The organism is Prevotella pectinovora, from assembly GCF_041323955.1.
GTDB lineage: Bacteria > Bacteroidota > Bacteroidia > Bacteroidales > Bacteroidaceae > Prevotella > Prevotella pectinovora.
On sequence record NZ_JBGLIV010000001.1, the window covers coordinates 2,577,756 to 2,596,178 of the forward strand.

Consider the following 18,423-nt stretch of genomic DNA (forward strand, 5'->3'; position numbering starts at 1 on the left):
AAAAAGATAAGATATACCAAAGGAAAATGTATCGTTTCATCATTTTAATATTGGCTCTCACCGTGGCGAACATGCCGTTTGCCACCTCTGACGCACAGACGAAGAAGAAGACCACGACGACTGCCGTGGCCAAGAAGAAGCCCGTACGCAAAGCCTCCACTGCGGCTAAAGGCGGGAAAAGGACTGCGGCAAAAGGCGGAAAGAAACGCACCGCAAAGGGAAAAAAGAAACCCACATACACAAATGCATCGATACGCGGACTGCAGAACCAGCGCGCGGCTGTTCAGAAGCAGATTCGCGAACAGGAACAGAAGCTGCGTGCCAACATGGCTGACGTGAAGAAACGACTCGACGACCTCATGACCATCAACGGCGAGATTGACCAGCACCAGAAGACAATCGACGGCATACAGAAGGATATCACCCATATCGAAGGTAACATCTCTATGCTGAAAGCACAGCTGTCTACCCTGGAACAGCAGCTCGACGACCGAAAGGCGAAATACATCAAGTCGATGCGCTACCTGGCAAGAACCCGTACGATACAAGACAAACTGATGTTCATCTTCAGCGCCAACAGTCTCACACAGATGTATCGCCGACTGAGATTCGTAAGGGAATACGCCGCATACCAGCGTGCCCAGGGCGAGATGGTGAAGAACAAGCAGAACCAGATAACCAACAAGCACAAGCAGCTGGAGACCGTGAAGGGCGAGAAGAACACAATGCTCTATAAGGGACAGCAGGAGAAGACTGCACTGCAAGGAAAGCAGACAGAGCAGCAGAAAATGGTGAACTCGCTGCAGAAACAGCAGAAGACGATACAGGCCATAATCAACGAACAGCGCAAGAAGGACGCTGCGCTGAACTCACAGATTGACCGTCTCATCGCCGAAGAGGTGGCTAAGGCGAAAGCGCGTGCCGAAGCGGAAGCAAGACGCAAGGCTGCCGCTGCCGCAGAGGCGAAGCGCAAGCGTGAGGCTGAACTGGCACGCAAGAAGGCGGAAGCGGAGGCGGCTGCCAGAGAGAACGCCCGTCGCATCAAGGAGGCAAAGGAGCGTGAAGCTCGCCTCAAGGCGGAGGCTGCGAAGGCGGCTGCCGAGAAGAGGGATGCCGAGGCGCGTGCCAAGGCGGAGGCGGCTGCCCGCAGGGCGGAAGCTGACCGTGAGGCGGCTGAGCGCAAGGCGGTTGCCGACAAAAGGAGACACGACTCTGAAGTGGCAAAAGCTAACGAGGAGAGCAGGGTGGCTGCGTCGGTGAGCAGCGCTGACCGTGCGCTGAACCATAATTTCGAGAGCAACCGCGGTCGTCTGCCTATGCCGGCATCGGGCCGCATCATCACACATTACGGACAGTATAACGTGGAGGGTCTCAGCAACGTGAGACTCGACAGCAAGGGCATCAACATAAAGTGTGGCGCCGGAGCCGGCGTGAGGTCGATATTCAACGGCGAGGTGAGCAAGATTTTCACCGTGATGGGTGTTAAGGGCGTAATGATACGCCACGGACAGTATATCTCGGTATATTGCAACCTTTCTTCAGTCAACGTACACGTCGGCCAGAGCGTGTCCACCGGACAGTCGATTGGAGCAGTGGACGGCAACGGCGTGTTGCAGTTCCAGCTACACAAAGGATTTACAAAACTCAACCCGGAGGCTTGGTTGAGATGACACAGCATACCGTTTCCTTATCCCATGCTGATTGGTGTGGGATAAGGAAACTTTTTCATCTTGCCGTATTATTCCGCTTTTCTAAAGCTGGCGAGTCGGTCAGCACAGATTCTACCCTACCCTTATTTTCATCTCTAACCCCAACCCGCAAATCTATTGCCCCATTCACCCACAATAGGTCATTATGACTGAAAAGTGCGACTGAAAAAGAGGAAAAAGCACCAGATATCAGAAAGTGTGTCGGCAAAGTGGTAAAAAATCATCAAACGCTGCAAATAAAGAGGCAATAATTAGTAACTTTGCAAATTCAACATATAATAATGTGTGAACATCAAAAGAAGTATGGAAACTAAAGATACAAAAAACGAGTTTGTAAAGCAGGTGGCGGAGCAGAAATATGAATTCGGCTTCACCACCGACGTGCACACAGACGTCATCGAGAACGGTCTGAACGAGGACATCGTGAGACTCATCTCAAAGAAGAAGGGCGAACCGGAATGGATGCTCGAATTCAGACTGCGGGCATACAACTACTGGAAGACGCTCGAACAGCCAACATGGGGACACGTGAAATTGCCGGAGATTGACTATCAGGCAATATCATACTATGCCGACCCGCTGGCAAAGAAACCAGTGAACAAGGAGATTGACCCGGAACTGATGAAGACCTTCGACAAGCTGGGTATTCCCCTCGAAGAGCGTCTGGCGCTGAGCGGAGTGGCAGTGGATGCCATCATGGACTCCGTGTCGGTGAAGACCACCTATAAGGCGAAACTCGCCGAGAAGGGAATAATATTCAGTTCTATCGGCGAGGCGATAAAGGAGCACCCCGACCTGGTGAAGGAATATCTGGGAAGCGTGGTGCCATACCGCGACAACTATTTCGCCGCCCTCAACAGTGCCGTGTTCAGCGACGGTTCGTTTGTTTTCATCCCCAAGGGCGTGAGATGTCCGATGGAGCTGAGCTCTTATTTCAGAATCAACGCGAGAAACACGGGACAGTTTGAGCGCACGCTTATAATCGCTGAAGACGATGCCTACGTGTCGTATCTGGAGGGCTGCACAGCACCGATGAGAGACGAGAACCAGCTGCATGCCGCCATAGTGGAAATCATCGTGAAGGACAATGCTGAGGTGAAATACTCTACCGTGCAGAACTGGTATCCGGGCGATGAGAACGGAAAGGGCGGCGTGTTGAACCTCGTGACGAAGCGCGGCGACCTGCGCGGAGTGAACTCCAAACTATCCTGGACACAGGTGGAGACGGGTTCGGCTATAACATGGAAATATCCGTCGTGCGTATTGCGCGGCGACAACTCGCAGGCTGAGTTCTACAGTGTTGCCGTGACGAACAACTACCAGGAGGCTGACACAGGCACCAAGATGATACACATCGGAAAGAACACCAAGAGCACCATCATCAGCAAGGGTATATCTGCCGGACACAGCCAGAACTCATACCGCGGACTGGTGCGCGCCACGGCGAACGCCGAAAACGCCCGCAACTACTCATCGTGCGACTCACTGCTGCTGGGCAGCGACTGCGGAGCGCACACTTTCCCGTATATGGACATCCACAACGACTCGGCAGTGGTGGAACATGAGGCAACGACGAGCAAGATAAGCGAGGAGCAGCTCTTCTACTGCAACCAGCGCGGCATACCGACAGAACAGGCTGTAGGACTGATAGTAAACGGATATGCCAAGGAGGTGCTCAACAAGCTCCCGATGGAGTTTGCCGTGGAGGCACAGAAGCTGCTGAGCGTATCGCTCGAAGGCACCGTGGGATAATGACTTGCAAAAAACATAAGGAAACAAAAAGAAAGAACGATAATATGTTAGAGATAAAAAACCTGCACGCCAAGATCGGCGACAAAGAGATACTTAGAGGCATCAACCTTACGGTGAAGGACGGTGAGACCCACGCCATAATGGGACCTAACGGTTCGGGAAAGAGTACGCTGAGCGCCGTGCTCGTGGGCAATCCTCTCTATGAGGTTACTGAAGGCGAAGTGATTTTCAACGGCAAGAACCTGCTGGAGATGTCGCCTGAAGACCGTGCACACGAGGGACTGTTCCTCTCATTCCAGTATCCGGTGGAAATTCCGGGAGTGTCGATGAACAACTTCATGAAGGCTGCCATCAACGAAAAGCGCAAATATGAGGGCAAAGAGCCGCTGACAGCGGGAGAATTCCTCAAGCTGATGAAAGAGAAACGCAAGGTGGTGGAGCTGGACAGCAAACTGGCAAGCCGCTCTGTGAACGAGGGATTCAGCGGCGGAGAAAAGAAACGCAACGAGATTTTCCAGATGGCTATGCTCGAACCGAAGCTGAGCATTCTGGACGAGACGGACTCGGGACTCGACGTTGACGCAATGCGTATCGTGGCAGAGGGCGTGAACAAGATGCACACGCCGGAGACTTCCACCATCGTCATCACACACTACGAGCGACTGCTCGACATGATAAAGCCAAGCGTTGTACACGTGCTCTACAAGGGACGCATCGTGAAGACTGAAGGACCGGAGCTCGCCAAGGAAATTGAGACCCGAGGATACGACTGGATAAAGGAAGAAATAGGAGAACTGTAAGATATGCAAAGCGAAAAACAATATATCGATCTCTACGGCGAATGCCGCGACATGCTGCGGAAACACAGCTGCGAGGTGATGAACGCCGTGAGGGACGAGGCTTTCGAGAACTTCAAGCGTCTCGGATTTCCTACGAAGAAGGTGGAAAGATACAAATACACCGACATTCCATCGCTGTTTGAACCGGACTATGGTCTGAACATCAACCGTCTGGAAATCCCGGTTGACCCTTACAAGGCTTTCAAATGCGATGTGCCGAACCTTAGCACTTCGCTATACTTCGTGGTGAACGACAGTTTCTACGACAAGGCACTGCCCAAGAAGGAACTGCCAGAGGGAGTGATCGTTGACTCTCTGGCAAGAATCGCCGCCGAGAAGCCGGAGCTGATAAGCAGATACTACGCCAAGATAGCGAAGACGGAGGAGGACGGCATCACGGCGCTTAACACCATGCTGGCGCAGGACGGTCTGCTGATATACGTGCCGAAGGGCACTGTGGTGGACAGGGCGATACAGGTGATAAACATACTGAGATCTGACGTTGACCTGATGGTGAACCGCCGGGTGCTGATCATCGTGGAAGACCGTGCTGAAATAAAACTGCTCTTCTGCGACCATGCCGCCGACGACCGCCGCTTCCTCGCCACACAGGTGATAGAGGCTTATGTGGGAGAGAATGCCGGACTTGACCTCTACTGCCTGGAGGAGACTCATGCCAAGAACGTGAGGGTGAGCAACGTGTTCATCAGCCAGCAGGCTAACAGCAGGGTGAACCACAACGTGATAACGCTGCACAATGGTACGACCCGCAACCGCACAGACCTCGCGTTCGAGGGTGAGGGTGCCGAATGCAACCTCGCCGGATGCGTGATAGCCGACAAGGACCAACACGTAGACAACAACACGCTGATTGACCACAAGGTGGGCCACTGCACAAGCAACGAGCTATACAAATATGTGCTCGACGAAAATGCCGTGGGAGCCTTCGCCGGAAAGGTGCTCGTGCGCCACGGTGCACAGCACACCACATCGCAGGAGACAAACCAGAACCTATGCACCACCAAGACGGCACGCATGTTCACGCAGCCTATGCTGGAGATTTATGCAGACGACGTGAAATGTGCTCACGGCAGCACCGTGGGACAGCTCAACGACGCTGCCCTATTCTATATGCAGCAGCGCGGAATAAGCAAGAAGGAGGCTAAGCTGCTGCTGGAATTCGCCTTCATCAACGAGGTGATAGACCACATGAAACTGGAGCCGCTGCGCGACCGTCTGCACTATCTCGTGGAAAAGCGCTTCAGAGGCGAACTGAACAAATGTGAGGGCTGCAAATTGTGTAAGTAGAAGAGCCAGCTCGTCTGGCTTATGAAATAAAGCTATAAACGACAATGTACGACATTAACAAGATACGCCAGGATTTCCCTATTCTGGGCCGCGAGGTGTACGGCAAGCCGCTGGTATACCTGGACAACGGCGCAACGACACAGAAGCCGCTCTGTGTGCTCGATGCGATGAGAGATGAATATCTCAACGTGAACGCCAATGTTCACCGTGGTGTCCACTACCTGTCGCAACAGGCCACCGACCTGCATGAGGCGGCACGAGAGAAGGTGAGAGCGTTCATCAACGCAAAGTCTACCAACGAGGTGATATTCACCAGAGGAACTACCGAGGCGCTGAACCTCGTGGTGTCGTCGTTTGCCGATGAGTTTATGGGCGAGGGCGACGAGGTGATAGTTTCCACCATGGAGCACCACTCCAACATCGTGCCGTGGCAGCTGCAGGCGGCAAAGAAGGGCATCTGTCTGAAGGTGATACCGATGAACGACAAGGGTGAAATCCTGATGGACGAATACAGGAAGCTCTTCAGCGAACGCACCAGGATAGTGAGCGTGGCGCATGTGAGCAACGTGCTGGGAACGATAAACCCGGTGAAGGAGATGATAAGCATAGCCCACGAACATGGTGTGCCATTTATGCTTGACGGTGCGCAGAGCGTTCCTCACTTCAAGGTGGACGTTCAGGATCTGGACTGCGACTTCATGGCGTTCAGCGGACACAAGATGTATGGTCCTACTGGTGTGGGAGTGCTCTACGGCAAGGAGGACTGGCTCGACCGCATGCCGCCGTATCAGGGTGGCGGAGAGATGATAGAGAGCGTGAGCTTCGAGAAGACGGTGTTTGAGAAACTGCCGTTCAAATTTGAGGCTGGCACTCCTGACTATGTGGCGACACATGGTCTTGCCACTGCCATCGACTATCTGCAGGGCATAGGAATGGATGAGATACAGCGCCATGAGACTGACCTTACGGAGTATGCGATGAAACGGATGAGGGAGATAGAGGGCATGCGTTTCTTCGGAGAGGCTGACCACAAAGACGCCGTGGTGTCATTCCTCGTCGGCGACATCCATCATCTCGACATGGGAACGCTGCTCGACCGCCTGGGAATTGCCGTCAGAACGGGCCATCATTGCGCTGAACCGCTTATGATACGTTTGGGCATACAAGGCACGGTAAGGGCGTCGTTCGGCCTCTACAACACAAGAGAAGAGGTTGACACACTTGTTGAAGGCATAAAGCGTGTGAGCAGGATGTTCTGACAATCCTGATGTTCTGACACCCAAAGAAATCAGAATATAAGATAATTCAACCTTTGAACTGTTTGAGGATTACCTCTATCAGTCACTACCATCAAAGAAAATCCCCACGATTATCCGTTACGGACATCGTGGGGATTTTCTTTATACTAAATTATAGAATTTCTCTTAGTCGAGGTGATCGAGAGAGTCATTGAAGTCTTTTGGCTCACGCTCCGCCATTGGATCGTGGAAGTCGTTAGACTCATTGCTCTTGTGCTCGAAACGACGTGGCTCGCCATTGTTGAAGCGGTCGCCACGTGGACGACGCTCGCCGCGCTCCGGACGAGGACGACGCTCACCACGCTCTGGACGCGGACGGCGCTCACGTTCTACGTATCCCTCTGGTTTCGGAACGAGTACACGGTGTGAGAGCTTATACTTGCCGGTCTTAGGATCGATCTCCATGAGTTTCACCTGAATCTTGTCGCCTTCCTTCAGACCTGCCTCCTCTACTGTCTCCAGACGCTTCCAGTCGATTTCTGAGATATGGAGAAGTCCGTCCTTGCCTGGCATGATCTCTACGAAGCAGCCATAAGGCATGATAGAGCGGATAGTTCCCTCGTAAACCTCGCCGACCTCTGGGATGGCAACGATGGCACGGATTTTTGAGATTGCCTTGTCGATGCTTTCCTTGTTAGGAGCACTGACCTGAACCTTGCCCTTGCCGTCTGTCTCGTCGATGGTTACTGTAGCACCCGACTCTTCCTGAATCTGCTGGATGATCTTGCCACCAGGACCGATAACGGCACCGATGAACTCCTTCGGAATATCGAATGCCTCGATACGTGGAACCTGTGGCTTGAGCTCTGCACGTGGCTCAGCGATAGTATCGGTGAGCTTGCCGAGGATGTACTCACGGCCTTCCTTAGCCTGCATGAGTGCCTTCTCAAGGATGTCAAAGCTCAGACCGTCACACTTGATATCCATCTGTGTGGCAGTAAGACCGTCCTTTGTACCGGTGGTCTTGAAGTCCATATCGCCCAAGTGGTCCTCGTCACCGAGGATATCGCTCAGCACAGCATACTTGTCTTCTCCCGGGTTCTTGATGAGTCCCATAGCGATACCTGATACAGGCTTCTTCATAGGAACACCGGCATCCATGAGCGCCAATGTGCCGGCACATACTGTTGCCATTGATGAAGAACCGTTTGACTCAAGAATCTGAGAAACGAGACGCACTGTGTATGGATAGTCTGCAGGAATCTGTCCCTTCAGCGCACGCCATGCCAGATGGCCGTGGCCAATCTCACGACGGCCTACGCCGCGCTGTGCCTTGGCTTCACCAGTACAGAATGGAGGGAAGTTATAGTGGAGGAGGAAACGCATGTAGCTCTTGTCGAGCACATCGTCAACCATCTTCTCGTCGAGCTTTGTACCGAGGGTACATGTGGTGAGCGACTGAGTCTCGCCACGTGTGAAGATAGAACTTCCGTGTGGCATTGGCAGTGGGCTGACCTCACACCAGATAGGACGGATCTCGTTGGTCTTACGGCCGTCGAGACGTATGCCCTCGTCGAGGATGCAACGGCGCATTGCGTCACGCATCACATCGTGGTAGTATTTCTCCATGAGTGCCACCTTCTCCTCAAGCTCCTCTTCGGTGAGGTCTGCATGAGCGGCAGTGTAAGCCTCCTGGAAGTCGGCTATGATCTTGTCGAAAGCATCCTGACGAGCCTGCTTGTCGAGAGCCTGCTTCGTAACGTCGTATGCCTTTGGATAAAGCTCGTCGTTGATCTGCTTGCGCAGGTCTTCGTCGTTCACCTCATGGCAGTATTCACGCTTCACGTCAGTGCCGAGTTCCTTTGACAGTTCTGTCTGAAGCTCGCACATCGGACGGATAGCCTCCTGGGCAGCCTTCAGAGCGCCGAGCAGATCCTGCTCCGACACTTCCTTCATCTCACCCTCTACCATCATGATGTTCTCAGCAGAAGCACCTACCATGAGGTCCATGTCTGCCTCTTCCATCTGTGCGAAGGTTGGGTTGATGACATATTCGCCGTTGATGCGTGCCACACGTACTTCAGAGATTGGGCACTCGAAAGGAATATCTGAACATGCCAAGGCGCATGATGCAGCGAAACCTGCCAGAGCGTCTGGCTGGTCTACTCCGTCGGCAGAGAAAAGAATCACGTTGACATATACTTCAGCGTGGAAATCTGCTGGGAATAGTGGGCGCAATGCGCGGTCTACCAGTCGGCATGTAAGAATCTCATTGTCGCTTGCTTTGCCTTCGCGCTTTGTAAAACCGCCAGGAAAACGTCCTGCTGCGGCATACTGTTCTCTGTACTCTACCTGCAAAGGCATGAAATCTGTTCCGGGAACTGCATCTTTTGCGGCACAAACGGTGGCGAGCAAAACGGTGTTGCCCATACGGAGCACACAAGAGCCGTCAGCCTGTTTTGCCACTTTCCCGGTTTCAATGCTGATGGTTCTGCCATCAGGCAATTGAACTGTTTTCGTAATTACGTTCATCTAAAAAAACTTATTGTTTTAACAACATCTGTTATATAATATCTTATACTTGATAATCACATCACATAAATCTTGGCAAAGTTAGCGAATTACTTACAATAATCGGGACAATTGTCTGATTTATTACCTTTTTTTATGACATTAAACCTCTGAAAAGCAAAATATTGCTGTATCAGAGGCATTTATGGGGCTTGTCAACTCTTGCGATATGCCGAAGGAGACATACCTACATGCTCCTTGAAATATTTGCCGAGGAACGACTGGTTGGGGAAATTGAGGTCTTTGGCGATTTCCTTTATGCTCTTCGACGTGTTCTTGAGCTGCACACGCAGTTCGAGGGTCACATATTTGTCTATCCATTCGTTTGGCGTGCGGTGGCTGATGGTCTTCACGGTCTCAGAGAGGTACTTGGGTGTGATGCAGAGGCGCTCGGCATACCAGGACACGCGGCGCTCGGCTCTGAAGTTCTGCTCCACCAGACGGATGAACTCTGTGAAGATAGACTCCGCACGGGTCTGCTTGCGTTTGTCGCCCTGCTGCACTCCATACATCACATGGCTGATATCATAGATCATGGCTGCCATGAGGGAACGTACCACATCTCTGCGGAAATGGTGGTCGGTGGTCTCCACTTTATGCTTTATGATACGGAGATATGTCATGAGAGTTTCCACTTCTTCGGCAGAGAGTTCGAAAACGGGATGGCTGCGGGAGAAGAGGAAGAGTGAGGAGAGGTCGTGAACGCCTTTTATCACTTCGTTGAAGAAATCTTCCGACATCATGATGGCGATGCCTGAAAGGTCGTCGCTGAACCAACTGTTGTTGAGCACCTGTCCTTCGCTGATGATAATTACATCGTTTGCCTTGACGGTGCGTTCCTCGGTGTCTACTGTATAATGTGCTTCTCCGCCGAGACATACGGCGAGGAAAATACAGTCCATACGCTTGGGAATGCCGATAACTGGAAGTTCTTCAAAGTCGTCGAAAACCAGCAGGTCGTGGTCGATGGAGGGCCCGTTGTAAACCTGCATGGCTGACTCTACGGAAATGTGGTCTATTTCGTTTATCATAGGTGAATAGATAATCATTGGCGGTGATAAAGCCGATGATTTTGCAAATCTACAAATTATATCCGACATACGCAAGCGTTTCCAGGCATAGAAATTTCTGAAGACGCAATGGTGGGAGGATATATATACGAAAGCTCCCGCCATGGATTCCTGTTTCGGAACCAAAGCGGGAGTTGGATTATGTCATTATATGCCTGACGCCACGGAGGTGGCCAAGGCGTTATAATATCAAGGAATTACTTCTTCATGAACTTCTTGCCGTTCTGGATGACGATACCCTTGTAGTCGTCACCCACCTGCTGACCGGCGAGGTTGAACATGCGGTTGTCTGCCGGCTTCTCGTCAACTATAGCATTGCTGATGCCGTTGGAACCTTGAATCAGACGATAAATCTGGAAGTCACCCTGCATACCGGTGTTGGTAGAGAAGAAGAGTCCGGTAGGACTGAAAGCTAAGTTGTTGTTGTCATATCTTGTCTTGGTGAACTGGATAGTGGCATCACCTCCTTCAATGTTGATAGAAGCGAATACGTTCTTGTCAATCTTCGTTGTAGATCCAACGCCAGAAGATGTGGCGCAGAGATATTTGTGGCCGGTAGTGTTGTAACGGATATACCAGTCTGAAGTGTTCTTGGTGAGCTTGAACTCCTGAACCATGCTGTTGCCATATAGTTTGCCGTCCTCGAACTTGGTGTAAACTGCAGTGAAGAGTGTCTTCTTGGCATCTGCTGTTGCAACGCCTGTTGCCTCATTTGCAAATACCACCACGTCGTCTGTATTAAGCTGGCTTACATCGGTAATCTTCTCATAGACACCACCATCTGCTATAGGCTCCGGCTTGGCGTTCTGGTCCTTGAAGCTGATGACGATGCTTCCGTCCGGCTGCTTCATGATGCCGTATACAGGACGGTCGTTCTCTGTGCTACCGTCAAGGTATCTATATTCTGTCTTGTAGTTCACTCCATTGCCGAAGAGTGTGTACTCACTGCCCTGGTCGTCAGATAGCAATGCTCCATCTGCAGGAACTACCATCGCACGCTTCTTTGTCTGGTTGGTGTTTACCGAGTTATACATCCATGCTGATGGACTATAAGAGATACGGGTGAGCAGGACTCCTGAACCGGAGTCCTCTGGATACCATGTGCCGGGCTGACGGTTCTCGAAGATGAAATACTCCATGGTGTTTTTAGGATTGCGGAACATTACCGCCATATCGCCCTCTGCAGAATTAGGGTTGGCGAGAGTAACGAGACCTGACTCCGGCACTTCCTTGATGTCGAGCCATCCCATGAAGCTGCGCTCATAGGCATTGTATCCGATTGGAGCGTAGGCATAGTCTACGTATGCTCCACCGTCCATCACTGACCAATAGCCGAAAGCCGAATCGCCCTGGTAAGAATATGTCGGATCGTAGAAATCCGGCAGACCCATGGCATGACCGAACTCATGAACGAGCACTCCGATACCCATTGGCAGATACTGCTCTGTTGTTCCGTAAAGCTCATTGCCCACGAAATATGAGCTGAAGATATGTCCGCTCATGTTACCATATGACAACGGAAGGTCGAGCTCGTGTGGCCAGATGGTGTTGTCGTCGCCACCTGTTGCCTCACCGCAACCTGCATAATATACAACTACGTTAGGAATCTTTCCATTTACCTTGAACTGGTCGAAATTGGCTCCGTTTGCTACTGCCAGCGAAACAGCCTCTTTTACCATTGCGAGTGCGTTGACATCGCCGGTTCCATGGGCACCGCCTGAGTTCTTGCCATAGTATGCGTATCCTTGAGAGAGCTGCACCTTGTCCAGCACTACGAATTCCGGAGTGAACATTCCACGGCTCTGTGCCTTGAAATAATCACGAACGGAACCTTTCTCCCATTTGTTGTCTTCGGCATATCCCTCGGCATTGAGCATCTTGTCGAGCTTCTCGATGGTCATCTCGGGCTGGAACTTGGTGTCGGTGTACTCAACCATAATTACAGGTATCTTGATGTTGCCGATTGTCGGAATAGGGCCAGTAGCGCTGGTACCGTATTTTCCGAGACCGTCTGAAGTAGACGAGCCTCCGACCTTCTGTGCGCCGGCAAGTCTTGGCCTTGCAGAAGCAAGCTTGGCGAGTGCCTGGTCTGTAGGCTTCAGCGTATTCGACTGGACGAAAGCGATTTCATCAGCTGTGCGGCTGGTGATGTCGTGAACTACAACGTCGGTAGCAACAAGGTCTGTTCCCACAAGCTTGGCATAGCAGAGTGTGCCGTCGGCATTGCGTACAACGACCTGATGGTCTTCTGTGGTGTAGAAAGCGAGATGACCGTCACCGTTCTTATAGAGCATCACGGTGGTACCATCGCTTTGTTTTACTGGAAACGCCTTGTGGATAGGGCGGATTGCCTGTGCCGACAATGCAAGAGCAAGCGACACAATGGTCAAAGCAAATGACTTTTTCATATTTTTAATTGCAAATTATTATAGATTGCGAAAATAAATTACTCGGCAATATAACATGTTCTTCATTTCAATTTACAAAGATAGCAAGAAATGAGATACGTCAAAATAATTTTAAGCAAAAATAACAAAGAAGAAGAAAAAGAGCACAAAAAAGCCCGTGACAGACGCCACGGGCAATATACTTTTGCCATTTAAGGCAAATATCAGCAAGACTGATTACTTGTTGAAGAACTTCTTGCCGCCACGGATTACCAAGCCCTTGGTAGTAGCTGGAACCTCCTGACCGAAGAGGTTGTAAGTCTTAACGTTCTTTACAGAAGTCTCTGTAACGCCATTGATTCCAGTAGAACTTGGATCAGCCTTGAATACTCCCTCGTCGAGAGTGATAACATAGTTCAAGTACCAGAAACCATAAGCAATCTGCTCACCTGTTGCAGGGTCATTCCAGAAGTTTGTGAATACAGGGAATGAGTCCATAATGATCTTGTTACCAGAGAGCTTACCATGAACGTAAGAAGGATCACCAGTATCAACCTCTACATAGCCTTCCTCTGCTGCAGGCTTAGTTCCGCAGATCTTGAAATATTTACCAGCTCCTTCATCCTTGATTCCAAATGGTGCTACAGAGAATGCATTCTGTGGACCTGTAAGGAGAACATTCAAATCCTTGTCAATGTCAAGAGGAGTAATAGTGCTCAAACCCATACCGCTTGAAGGCTGGAACCATCCGAAACCGTAAACAGAAACGTTATTAGTATAATCCTCTACGTATGCAGCGTGAACGTAATCGTCATAAGTTCCCTGCTGACGACCCTTTCTGCTATATGAGATAACAGCATTGGCTGGCTTCAACTCGAGGCTGAAGAAGAAGTTCCAGATTTGGTTCACACCCTCGATGATATTTGCGAGAGCACCGCCATCCTCAATGTTGAGCAGGAGAGTACCATCCTCATCAACTGTGAATACGAATGGATCCTCAGAGAATGTGAATTGGTCACCAGAAGGAAGGAGAGTACCAACAATGAACTTATAGTCTACAGGACCCTGAGTACTATTGCCTGAGTATCCACCGCTGTACTGAGCAGGACAAGTAATTGTACCAGCAGCAGCATCATACACACCATAGAACTCAGTAGGAGCGTTCTCAGAGCAGAATTTGAACTTAGTGTTGTAAGTTGTATTAGTCTCCTCGTCTTTAACATTTACCTTCTCTACGATAACGCTGTCGCAGCTCCACTTGTCATCGAGTTCAGTGTAACCTGAAATATAAAGACCATAGATACCGTCGTGAGCGATGCGGGCAGGAGCTGCCTTCTTAGCGTTAGACTGTACGTTCTTGATAGCCTTGACAGAAGTCATGTCATCAAACTTAACGTTGTTATTCAACACTGTCTTGCAGAGAGGTGTCTGCAAAACCTGTGCGCTTGCTGCGAGTGAAACCACTGCTGCGCAAGCAGATAGTAAAAATTTTCTCATAATACTAAAAATTAATTTAAATGTTTTTTTTGCTTTTTGAATAGAGTGAGCGAAACGCGGGTCTCGCCCACCCTATTGTTTATTCACTGATTATTCTTTCTCTTCCTTGTCGCGGTCGCCGAATGGGTAGCCCTTAGACTGAGCCCAAACCTTAATCACGTTAGTAGGATCGTTCAAGTCTGTCAGGATGAGGTAAGACGGATGACGTACATTGTCTGTAGTGATCTGGAATGTGTGGCCAAAGCCACCGCAGAATGGGTCGATTGCCGACATACCACCATACTTGTCATTCTTGTAGTACTTCTTACCAGGGTTGTTACTCTTACCGACATTTGACTTCATCTCAACACGGTCTCCATAGTAACCACCGTTGCCATCAGAAACGGCATTGAATGTCATACCGATGATAACCTGAGACTCAGTGGCTGTAGCCATAAGTAATCCAGCAGGATACTTGTCAGAAACATAACCTACAGCAGCATAGTAGAGGCGTGCACGTTTCTTGTCATTGTCAGCCTTACCGAGCTTCTCGAAGAGAGTCTCCCACTTGCTCTGGCCGTATGTTCCCATGTCATCGTATGTGAGATACCAGAGACCACGCTTGAATGTATCGAACAATGTAGGAACCTCTGTGAAGAGCTTCACGTTCTCAACACCTGTAGCCACGAAGAAGTCCTGAGTGTCACCCTTGGTGAAACCGTTCAACTTGGTATCCTTTACAGTAACCTCCTTATAGAACTTGTATCCCTCTGGAGTTACGATGTAAGGAGCAGCAACAACCTCAACCTTGCCATCATTGTCAGTTGTGTAGAAATTCAGACAACGATAGGTAGACTGGGTATAGATAGCGTTTTCTGTATCCTCACCCCACTGCAGAGTGTATGTACGTGAAGTCATGAACTCCTCAGCCTCGTCAACCTGCTTCATATACTCACCCCATGACATGTCAGCAGCCATAGGATACATATAGATGCGGGCGCCATGCTTCTTGCCCTTCAACTCGATCTTCTCTGCAGAAGCAGAAACGACGCGGAACTCGAAGTCACCCTCGAAACCGGTACCTGCAGTACCGAAGTCATCATTCTTAGGCTCTGCGAAGTAATGGAAGATGCTGTTATAGTCGTCGAGAGAAAGAACGACACCCATACTCTGCTCCAGCTTGAAGTGAGACTTGCAAGTCAGTGCATTTCCGTTTTCATCATAACCGGCAGCCTGACCCTTGCCAACCTTCTCGCTGGCTACAGTCACGCTGTCACCCTCGAACTTCATGAATACATTGTATCCACCGTATGTGACATCACCATAATATTCAACTCTCCATCCGTTTGGAGCCGACTCCAAAAGAGTCTTTGTCTCTGTAAGAGCTTTCTGCGCACGGTTTGCCGCGCTGTCGCTGAACACGTCGTCTACATCAGACACACATGAAGAGAACGCGAACACTCCCATGATGAAAGCCAAAAGACTTAAAATCTTCTTCATATTTTTATCCTCCTCCATTAATCAAGTTTACGTAAATCAAGAGAAGTTACCTCGTTTGAACGACGGAGAACGACAGAACGCATCGTATCCAGATCGATATTCCAGCTATTGAGGAAATAACTTCTTACAATATCAAGCTTCTTGTTGATGATCTTTGCTCCATTCTCGCCAGCCTGTTCGATGATCTTGTTCCAACCCTCTTCAGACAGTGTTACATAGTAAGCATAGATCTCGGCGAAGTCCTCGTTGTACTCCTGGCTTGCATATCCAGAAACGAATCCCTCTGTAGCAGCATCCTTATCCTTTACGTTGACCCAGTCAGTTGAGTGGTAACCACCGGCACTGATAGTCTGGAAATCAGTTGAGTAGTTCTTGGTCTGAGTAAGGATATGGCAGAACTCATGGTGCATAGTGTGGAAGAACCAGTAGTTCAGGTCAAGAGGCTTTGTGCCCTTTGACTCGTATGGATCAGTAGTGTTCACACGAACGTTGTCGATATCAAGCTCGTTAACGCCGTAGAACATCACCTTCATACCCTGCTCTGCAGTACCGAGCACGATCTGACCGTTGGTGTCATACTTATAAGAACCAGAAAGCTGGATAACTCGTGGAGTATAGGTCTTCAGGAAGTCAGCGCCGGCTACCTCTACATAAGCTCCGAGCCACATGTGCTGCATGAGCTTTGCGATAGCGATGGCCTTGTCTGTCTGTGCAGGAGTAACGTTATAGTTCTGGTCAGCCTCCTTGTCGTTGTAGTGATAGAGGAAGTTGATGTTGAACTCCTGAACATAGTTCTTGAGCAACCAGTTATCGAATTCGGAACGCTGGATAGGATTTGTATCGAAGATGCTCTTTGAGTCGAGGTCGTCCTCACTACATCCCACGAAAGATGCAGTTGCAGCGAACATCATCAGCAGCATTCCTAAATATTTAATCTTTTTCATATTTCCAATTAATTATTTTAATCAACGTGGGTTTGCTGGCAGACCAGCCTTAATAACATCGTTTGGCAACTGAACGGCACCTCTCAGGTCACCTGTCTGGAAGACGAGTGGGTCCGCACGCTGTACGAGGTGAGAGAATGCGATACCGTAACGCTTCAAGTCAGGGAAGCGGAGTCCCTGGAAGATAGTCTCCAGACGACGCATGTGGAGGATGAGGTTGATCATGTTCTCCTGGGTTCCTGTCTCAATTTCGAATCCCTGTGGGTGAAGCTCCTTGCGGATTGTAAGGTCACTCCAGTACTCCAATGTTACAGGAGTATAGTCGAGCTGCTCCATGAACTCGTTGATCAACTCTTCTGTCATCACAGGACGAACCTCCTCACCGCTCTGAGCACGGCAGTGGTTCTCAATCCAAAGATTGATGTCGGCTACAGCCTCAGTGTACATCTTCTTGCGGGCATAAGCCTCTGCACGGCAGAGAAGAGTCTCGTCACCAGTGAAGATCGGGTCAACAATGTGGAGATAACCTGTCTGGTTGATCTTGTCGGTGATCTCCATCTGTGGCAACATCTTTGGGAACTGAACAGCAGTGCTGCTACCGTATATCATGTTAGCATAGTAGAGCAGTGCCTTCTGTGCGTCAGTACCTGAACCCTGGCCCCAAGGAGCCTTAGCCCAGAATGTACCGTAAGAGCAAACGCTCTGGTTATGCTGGAAACGTGGATATACAGGGTAGATTACCATGTAACCCTCAGAAGAGTAAGAAGCCAACAGCATGAGGTTAGCCTTCTCGCCAGACTGGATATACTTGTTACCGATATCCTGAGCACCGAACTGAGTGTACTGCTCGAAGTCACGCAGTACAGAACGTGGGTCAGAGCCGAGAACCTCGTTAGCATACTCGATACACTTGTCCATGTTGTTGTAATACAGGTTGAAGCGAGCTGCGAATGCGTAAGCTGCCTTTCTGTTGAAGTGATACTTAGGAACAGTGTAGATAGACTCGTCAATCTTTGGAAGTGCCTCCTCGATATCCTTGTCGATGTTTGCATAGAGCTGACGGAGAGTTCCGCGGTCATACTGGCCGCCGATGAACTTGGCAGGCTCTTTCGGATAAGGAAGACCCATATACTCATCAGCCTTAGACTCGTCCCAAGCCATACAGAAAGTAGTGGCGAGCTGGAACATAGAGTAAGCACGGATCATCTTAGCCTCAGCCTCTACAGCTGCAGACTCCTCAGTAGGAGTAACCTGTCCGAGATACTCGAGCGCCTGGTTGGCAGTAGCCACCGACTTGTAGAGCTGGTTCCATACAAAATATGGAGAGTCGTTACCAGTATCGTCAACGTCCTCGAAGCGATACAGCTCGTCCTTCAACGGAGTAGAAGCATAAGAAGTACCGTTGTCAGAAACGTTGTCCGACATAAGCTCCATAATGGTATTGTTGTTTCCCTCAGGGTATGCAGACGTAAGCAGCTCTTTAACCTGGCTTACCGTCTTCACCTCTGCGCGGTCGTCCGGCAGTCTGTCGAGATAGTCATTACAAGAAGTAAGTGACATTGCGCAAAGCGCCGACACCGCTAAATACTTTATATATTTCATATTATAATCTTATTAATGTATACTAAT

Annotated in this window: 12 protein-coding genes; 5 read left to right on the forward strand and 7 right to left on the reverse strand. The window is 50.0% G+C overall.

Annotated elements, in window-relative coordinates; translation table 11 throughout:
* Positions 1-26 precede the first annotated feature (26 nt).
* From ACDC99_RS10050 to ACDC99_RS10070, 5 genes are all read left to right on the forward strand, one after another.
* Positions 27-1,670 carry a murein hydrolase activator EnvC family protein gene (locus ACDC99_RS10050; protein WP_370756684.1) on the forward strand — a complete coding sequence of 548 codons (1,644 nt, stop codon included), beginning with the start codon at positions 27-29 and terminating at the stop codon, positions 1,668-1,670.
* Positions 1,671-2,012: 342 nt separating this feature from the next.
* Positions 2,013-3,461 carry a Fe-S cluster assembly protein SufB gene (gene sufB, locus ACDC99_RS10055; RefSeq protein ID WP_044064614.1) on the forward strand — a complete coding sequence of 483 codons (1,449 nt, stop codon included), beginning with the start codon at positions 2,013-2,015 and terminating at the stop codon, positions 3,459-3,461.
* A gap of 44 nt (positions 3,462-3,505) precedes the next feature.
* Positions 3,506-4,261: a Fe-S cluster assembly ATPase SufC gene (gene sufC, locus ACDC99_RS10060; RefSeq protein ID WP_044064615.1), complete on the forward strand. Its 756-nt coding sequence runs from the start codon at positions 3,506-3,508 to the stop codon at positions 4,259-4,261.
* Positions 4,262-4,264: 3 nt separating this feature from the next.
* Positions 4,265-5,608, forward strand: a complete 1,344-nt coding sequence (gene sufD / locus ACDC99_RS10065; protein WP_044064616.1) for a Fe-S cluster assembly protein SufD — start codon at positions 4,265-4,267, stop codon at positions 5,606-5,608.
* A gap of 44 nt (positions 5,609-5,652) precedes the next feature.
* Complete coding sequence (locus ACDC99_RS10070; protein WP_042517947.1) at positions 5,653-6,867, forward strand: aminotransferase class V-fold PLP-dependent enzyme; 1,215 nt, start codon at positions 5,653-5,655, stop codon at positions 6,865-6,867.
* A 165-nt stretch (positions 6,868-7,032) separates the two neighbouring features.
* Here ACDC99_RS10070 and pnp read toward each other — a convergent pair whose 3' ends face one another.
* The 7 genes from pnp to ACDC99_RS10105 form a co-directional block, all read right to left on the reverse strand.
* Positions 7,033-9,378: a polyribonucleotide nucleotidyltransferase gene (gene pnp, locus ACDC99_RS10075; protein WP_044064618.1), complete on the reverse strand. Its 2,346-nt coding sequence runs from the start codon at positions 9,376-9,378 to the stop codon at positions 7,033-7,035.
* 194 nt (positions 9,379-9,572) lie between these two features.
* Positions 9,573-10,448, reverse strand: a complete 876-nt coding sequence (locus ACDC99_RS10080) for an AraC family transcriptional regulator (protein WP_044064630.1) — start codon at positions 10,446-10,448, stop codon at positions 9,573-9,575.
* A 236-nt stretch (positions 10,449-10,684) separates the two neighbouring features.
* The gene (locus tag ACDC99_RS10085) at positions 10,685-12,895 is read right to left on the reverse strand and encodes a M6 family metalloprotease domain-containing protein (RefSeq protein WP_370756685.1); all 2,211 of its coding nucleotides are present in this window, start codon (positions 12,893-12,895) and stop codon (positions 10,685-10,687) included.
* 216 nt (positions 12,896-13,111) lie between these two features.
* Positions 13,112-14,371, reverse strand: a complete 1,260-nt coding sequence (locus ACDC99_RS10090) for a hypothetical protein (protein WP_370756686.1) — start codon at positions 14,369-14,371, stop codon at positions 13,112-13,114.
* 90 nt (positions 14,372-14,461) lie between these two features.
* Positions 14,462-15,850, reverse strand: a complete 1,389-nt coding sequence (locus ACDC99_RS10095) for a DUF4302 domain-containing protein (protein WP_288762159.1) — start codon at positions 15,848-15,850, stop codon at positions 14,462-14,464.
* Between the two features lie 17 nt (positions 15,851-15,867).
* Positions 15,868-16,794 carry a zinc-binding metallopeptidase gene (locus ACDC99_RS10100; RefSeq protein WP_044072906.1) on the reverse strand — a complete coding sequence of 309 codons (927 nt, stop codon included), beginning with the start codon at positions 16,792-16,794 and terminating at the stop codon, positions 15,868-15,870.
* A 21-nt stretch (positions 16,795-16,815) separates the two neighbouring features.
* Positions 16,816-18,396 (reverse strand): RagB/SusD family nutrient uptake outer membrane protein, encoded by a 1,581-nt coding sequence (locus ACDC99_RS10105; RefSeq protein ID WP_370756687.1) that lies wholly within the window; start codon positions 18,394-18,396, stop codon positions 16,816-16,818.
* Positions 18,397-18,423 lie beyond the last annotated feature (27 nt).

Bases quoted from the DNA above. Each gene is read 5' to 3' on its own strand.
- sufB (WP_044064614.1), top strand. From the start codon at position 2,013: ATGGAAACTAAAGATACAAAAAACGAGTTTGTAAAGCAGGTGGCGGAG.
- ACDC99_RS10085 (WP_370756685.1), bottom strand. From the start codon at position 12,895: ATGAAAAAGTCATTTGCTTTGACCATTGTGTCGCTTGCTCTTGCATTG.
- ACDC99_RS10080 (WP_044064630.1), bottom strand. From the start codon at position 10,448: ATGATAAACGAAATAGACCACATTTCCGTAGAGTCAGCCATGCAGGTT.
- ACDC99_RS10105 (WP_370756687.1), bottom strand. From the start codon at position 18,396: ATGAAATATATAAAGTATTTAGCGGTGTCGGCGCTTTGCGCAATGTCA.
- ACDC99_RS10050 (WP_370756684.1), top strand. From the start codon at position 27: ATGTATCGTTTCATCATTTTAATATTGGCTCTCACCGTGGCGAACATG.
- pnp (WP_044064618.1), bottom strand. From the start codon at position 9,378: ATGAACGTAATTACGAAAACAGTTCAATTGCCTGATGGCAGAACCATC.
- sufD (WP_044064616.1), top strand. From the start codon at position 4,265: ATGCAAAGCGAAAAACAATATATCGATCTCTACGGCGAATGCCGCGAC.
- ACDC99_RS10070 (WP_042517947.1), top strand. From the start codon at position 5,653: ATGTACGACATTAACAAGATACGCCAGGATTTCCCTATTCTGGGCCGC.
- ACDC99_RS10100 (WP_044072906.1), bottom strand. From the start codon at position 16,794: ATGAAAAAGATTAAATATTTAGGAATGCTGCTGATGATGTTCGCTGCA.
- sufC (WP_044064615.1), top strand. From the start codon at position 3,506: ATGTTAGAGATAAAAAACCTGCACGCCAAGATCGGCGACAAAGAGATA.
- ACDC99_RS10095 (WP_288762159.1), bottom strand. From the start codon at position 15,850: ATGAAGAAGATTTTAAGTCTTTTGGCTTTCATCATGGGAGTGTTCGCG.
- ACDC99_RS10090 (WP_370756686.1), bottom strand. From the start codon at position 14,371: ATGAGAAAATTTTTACTATCTGCTTGCGCAGCAGTGGTTTCACTCGCA.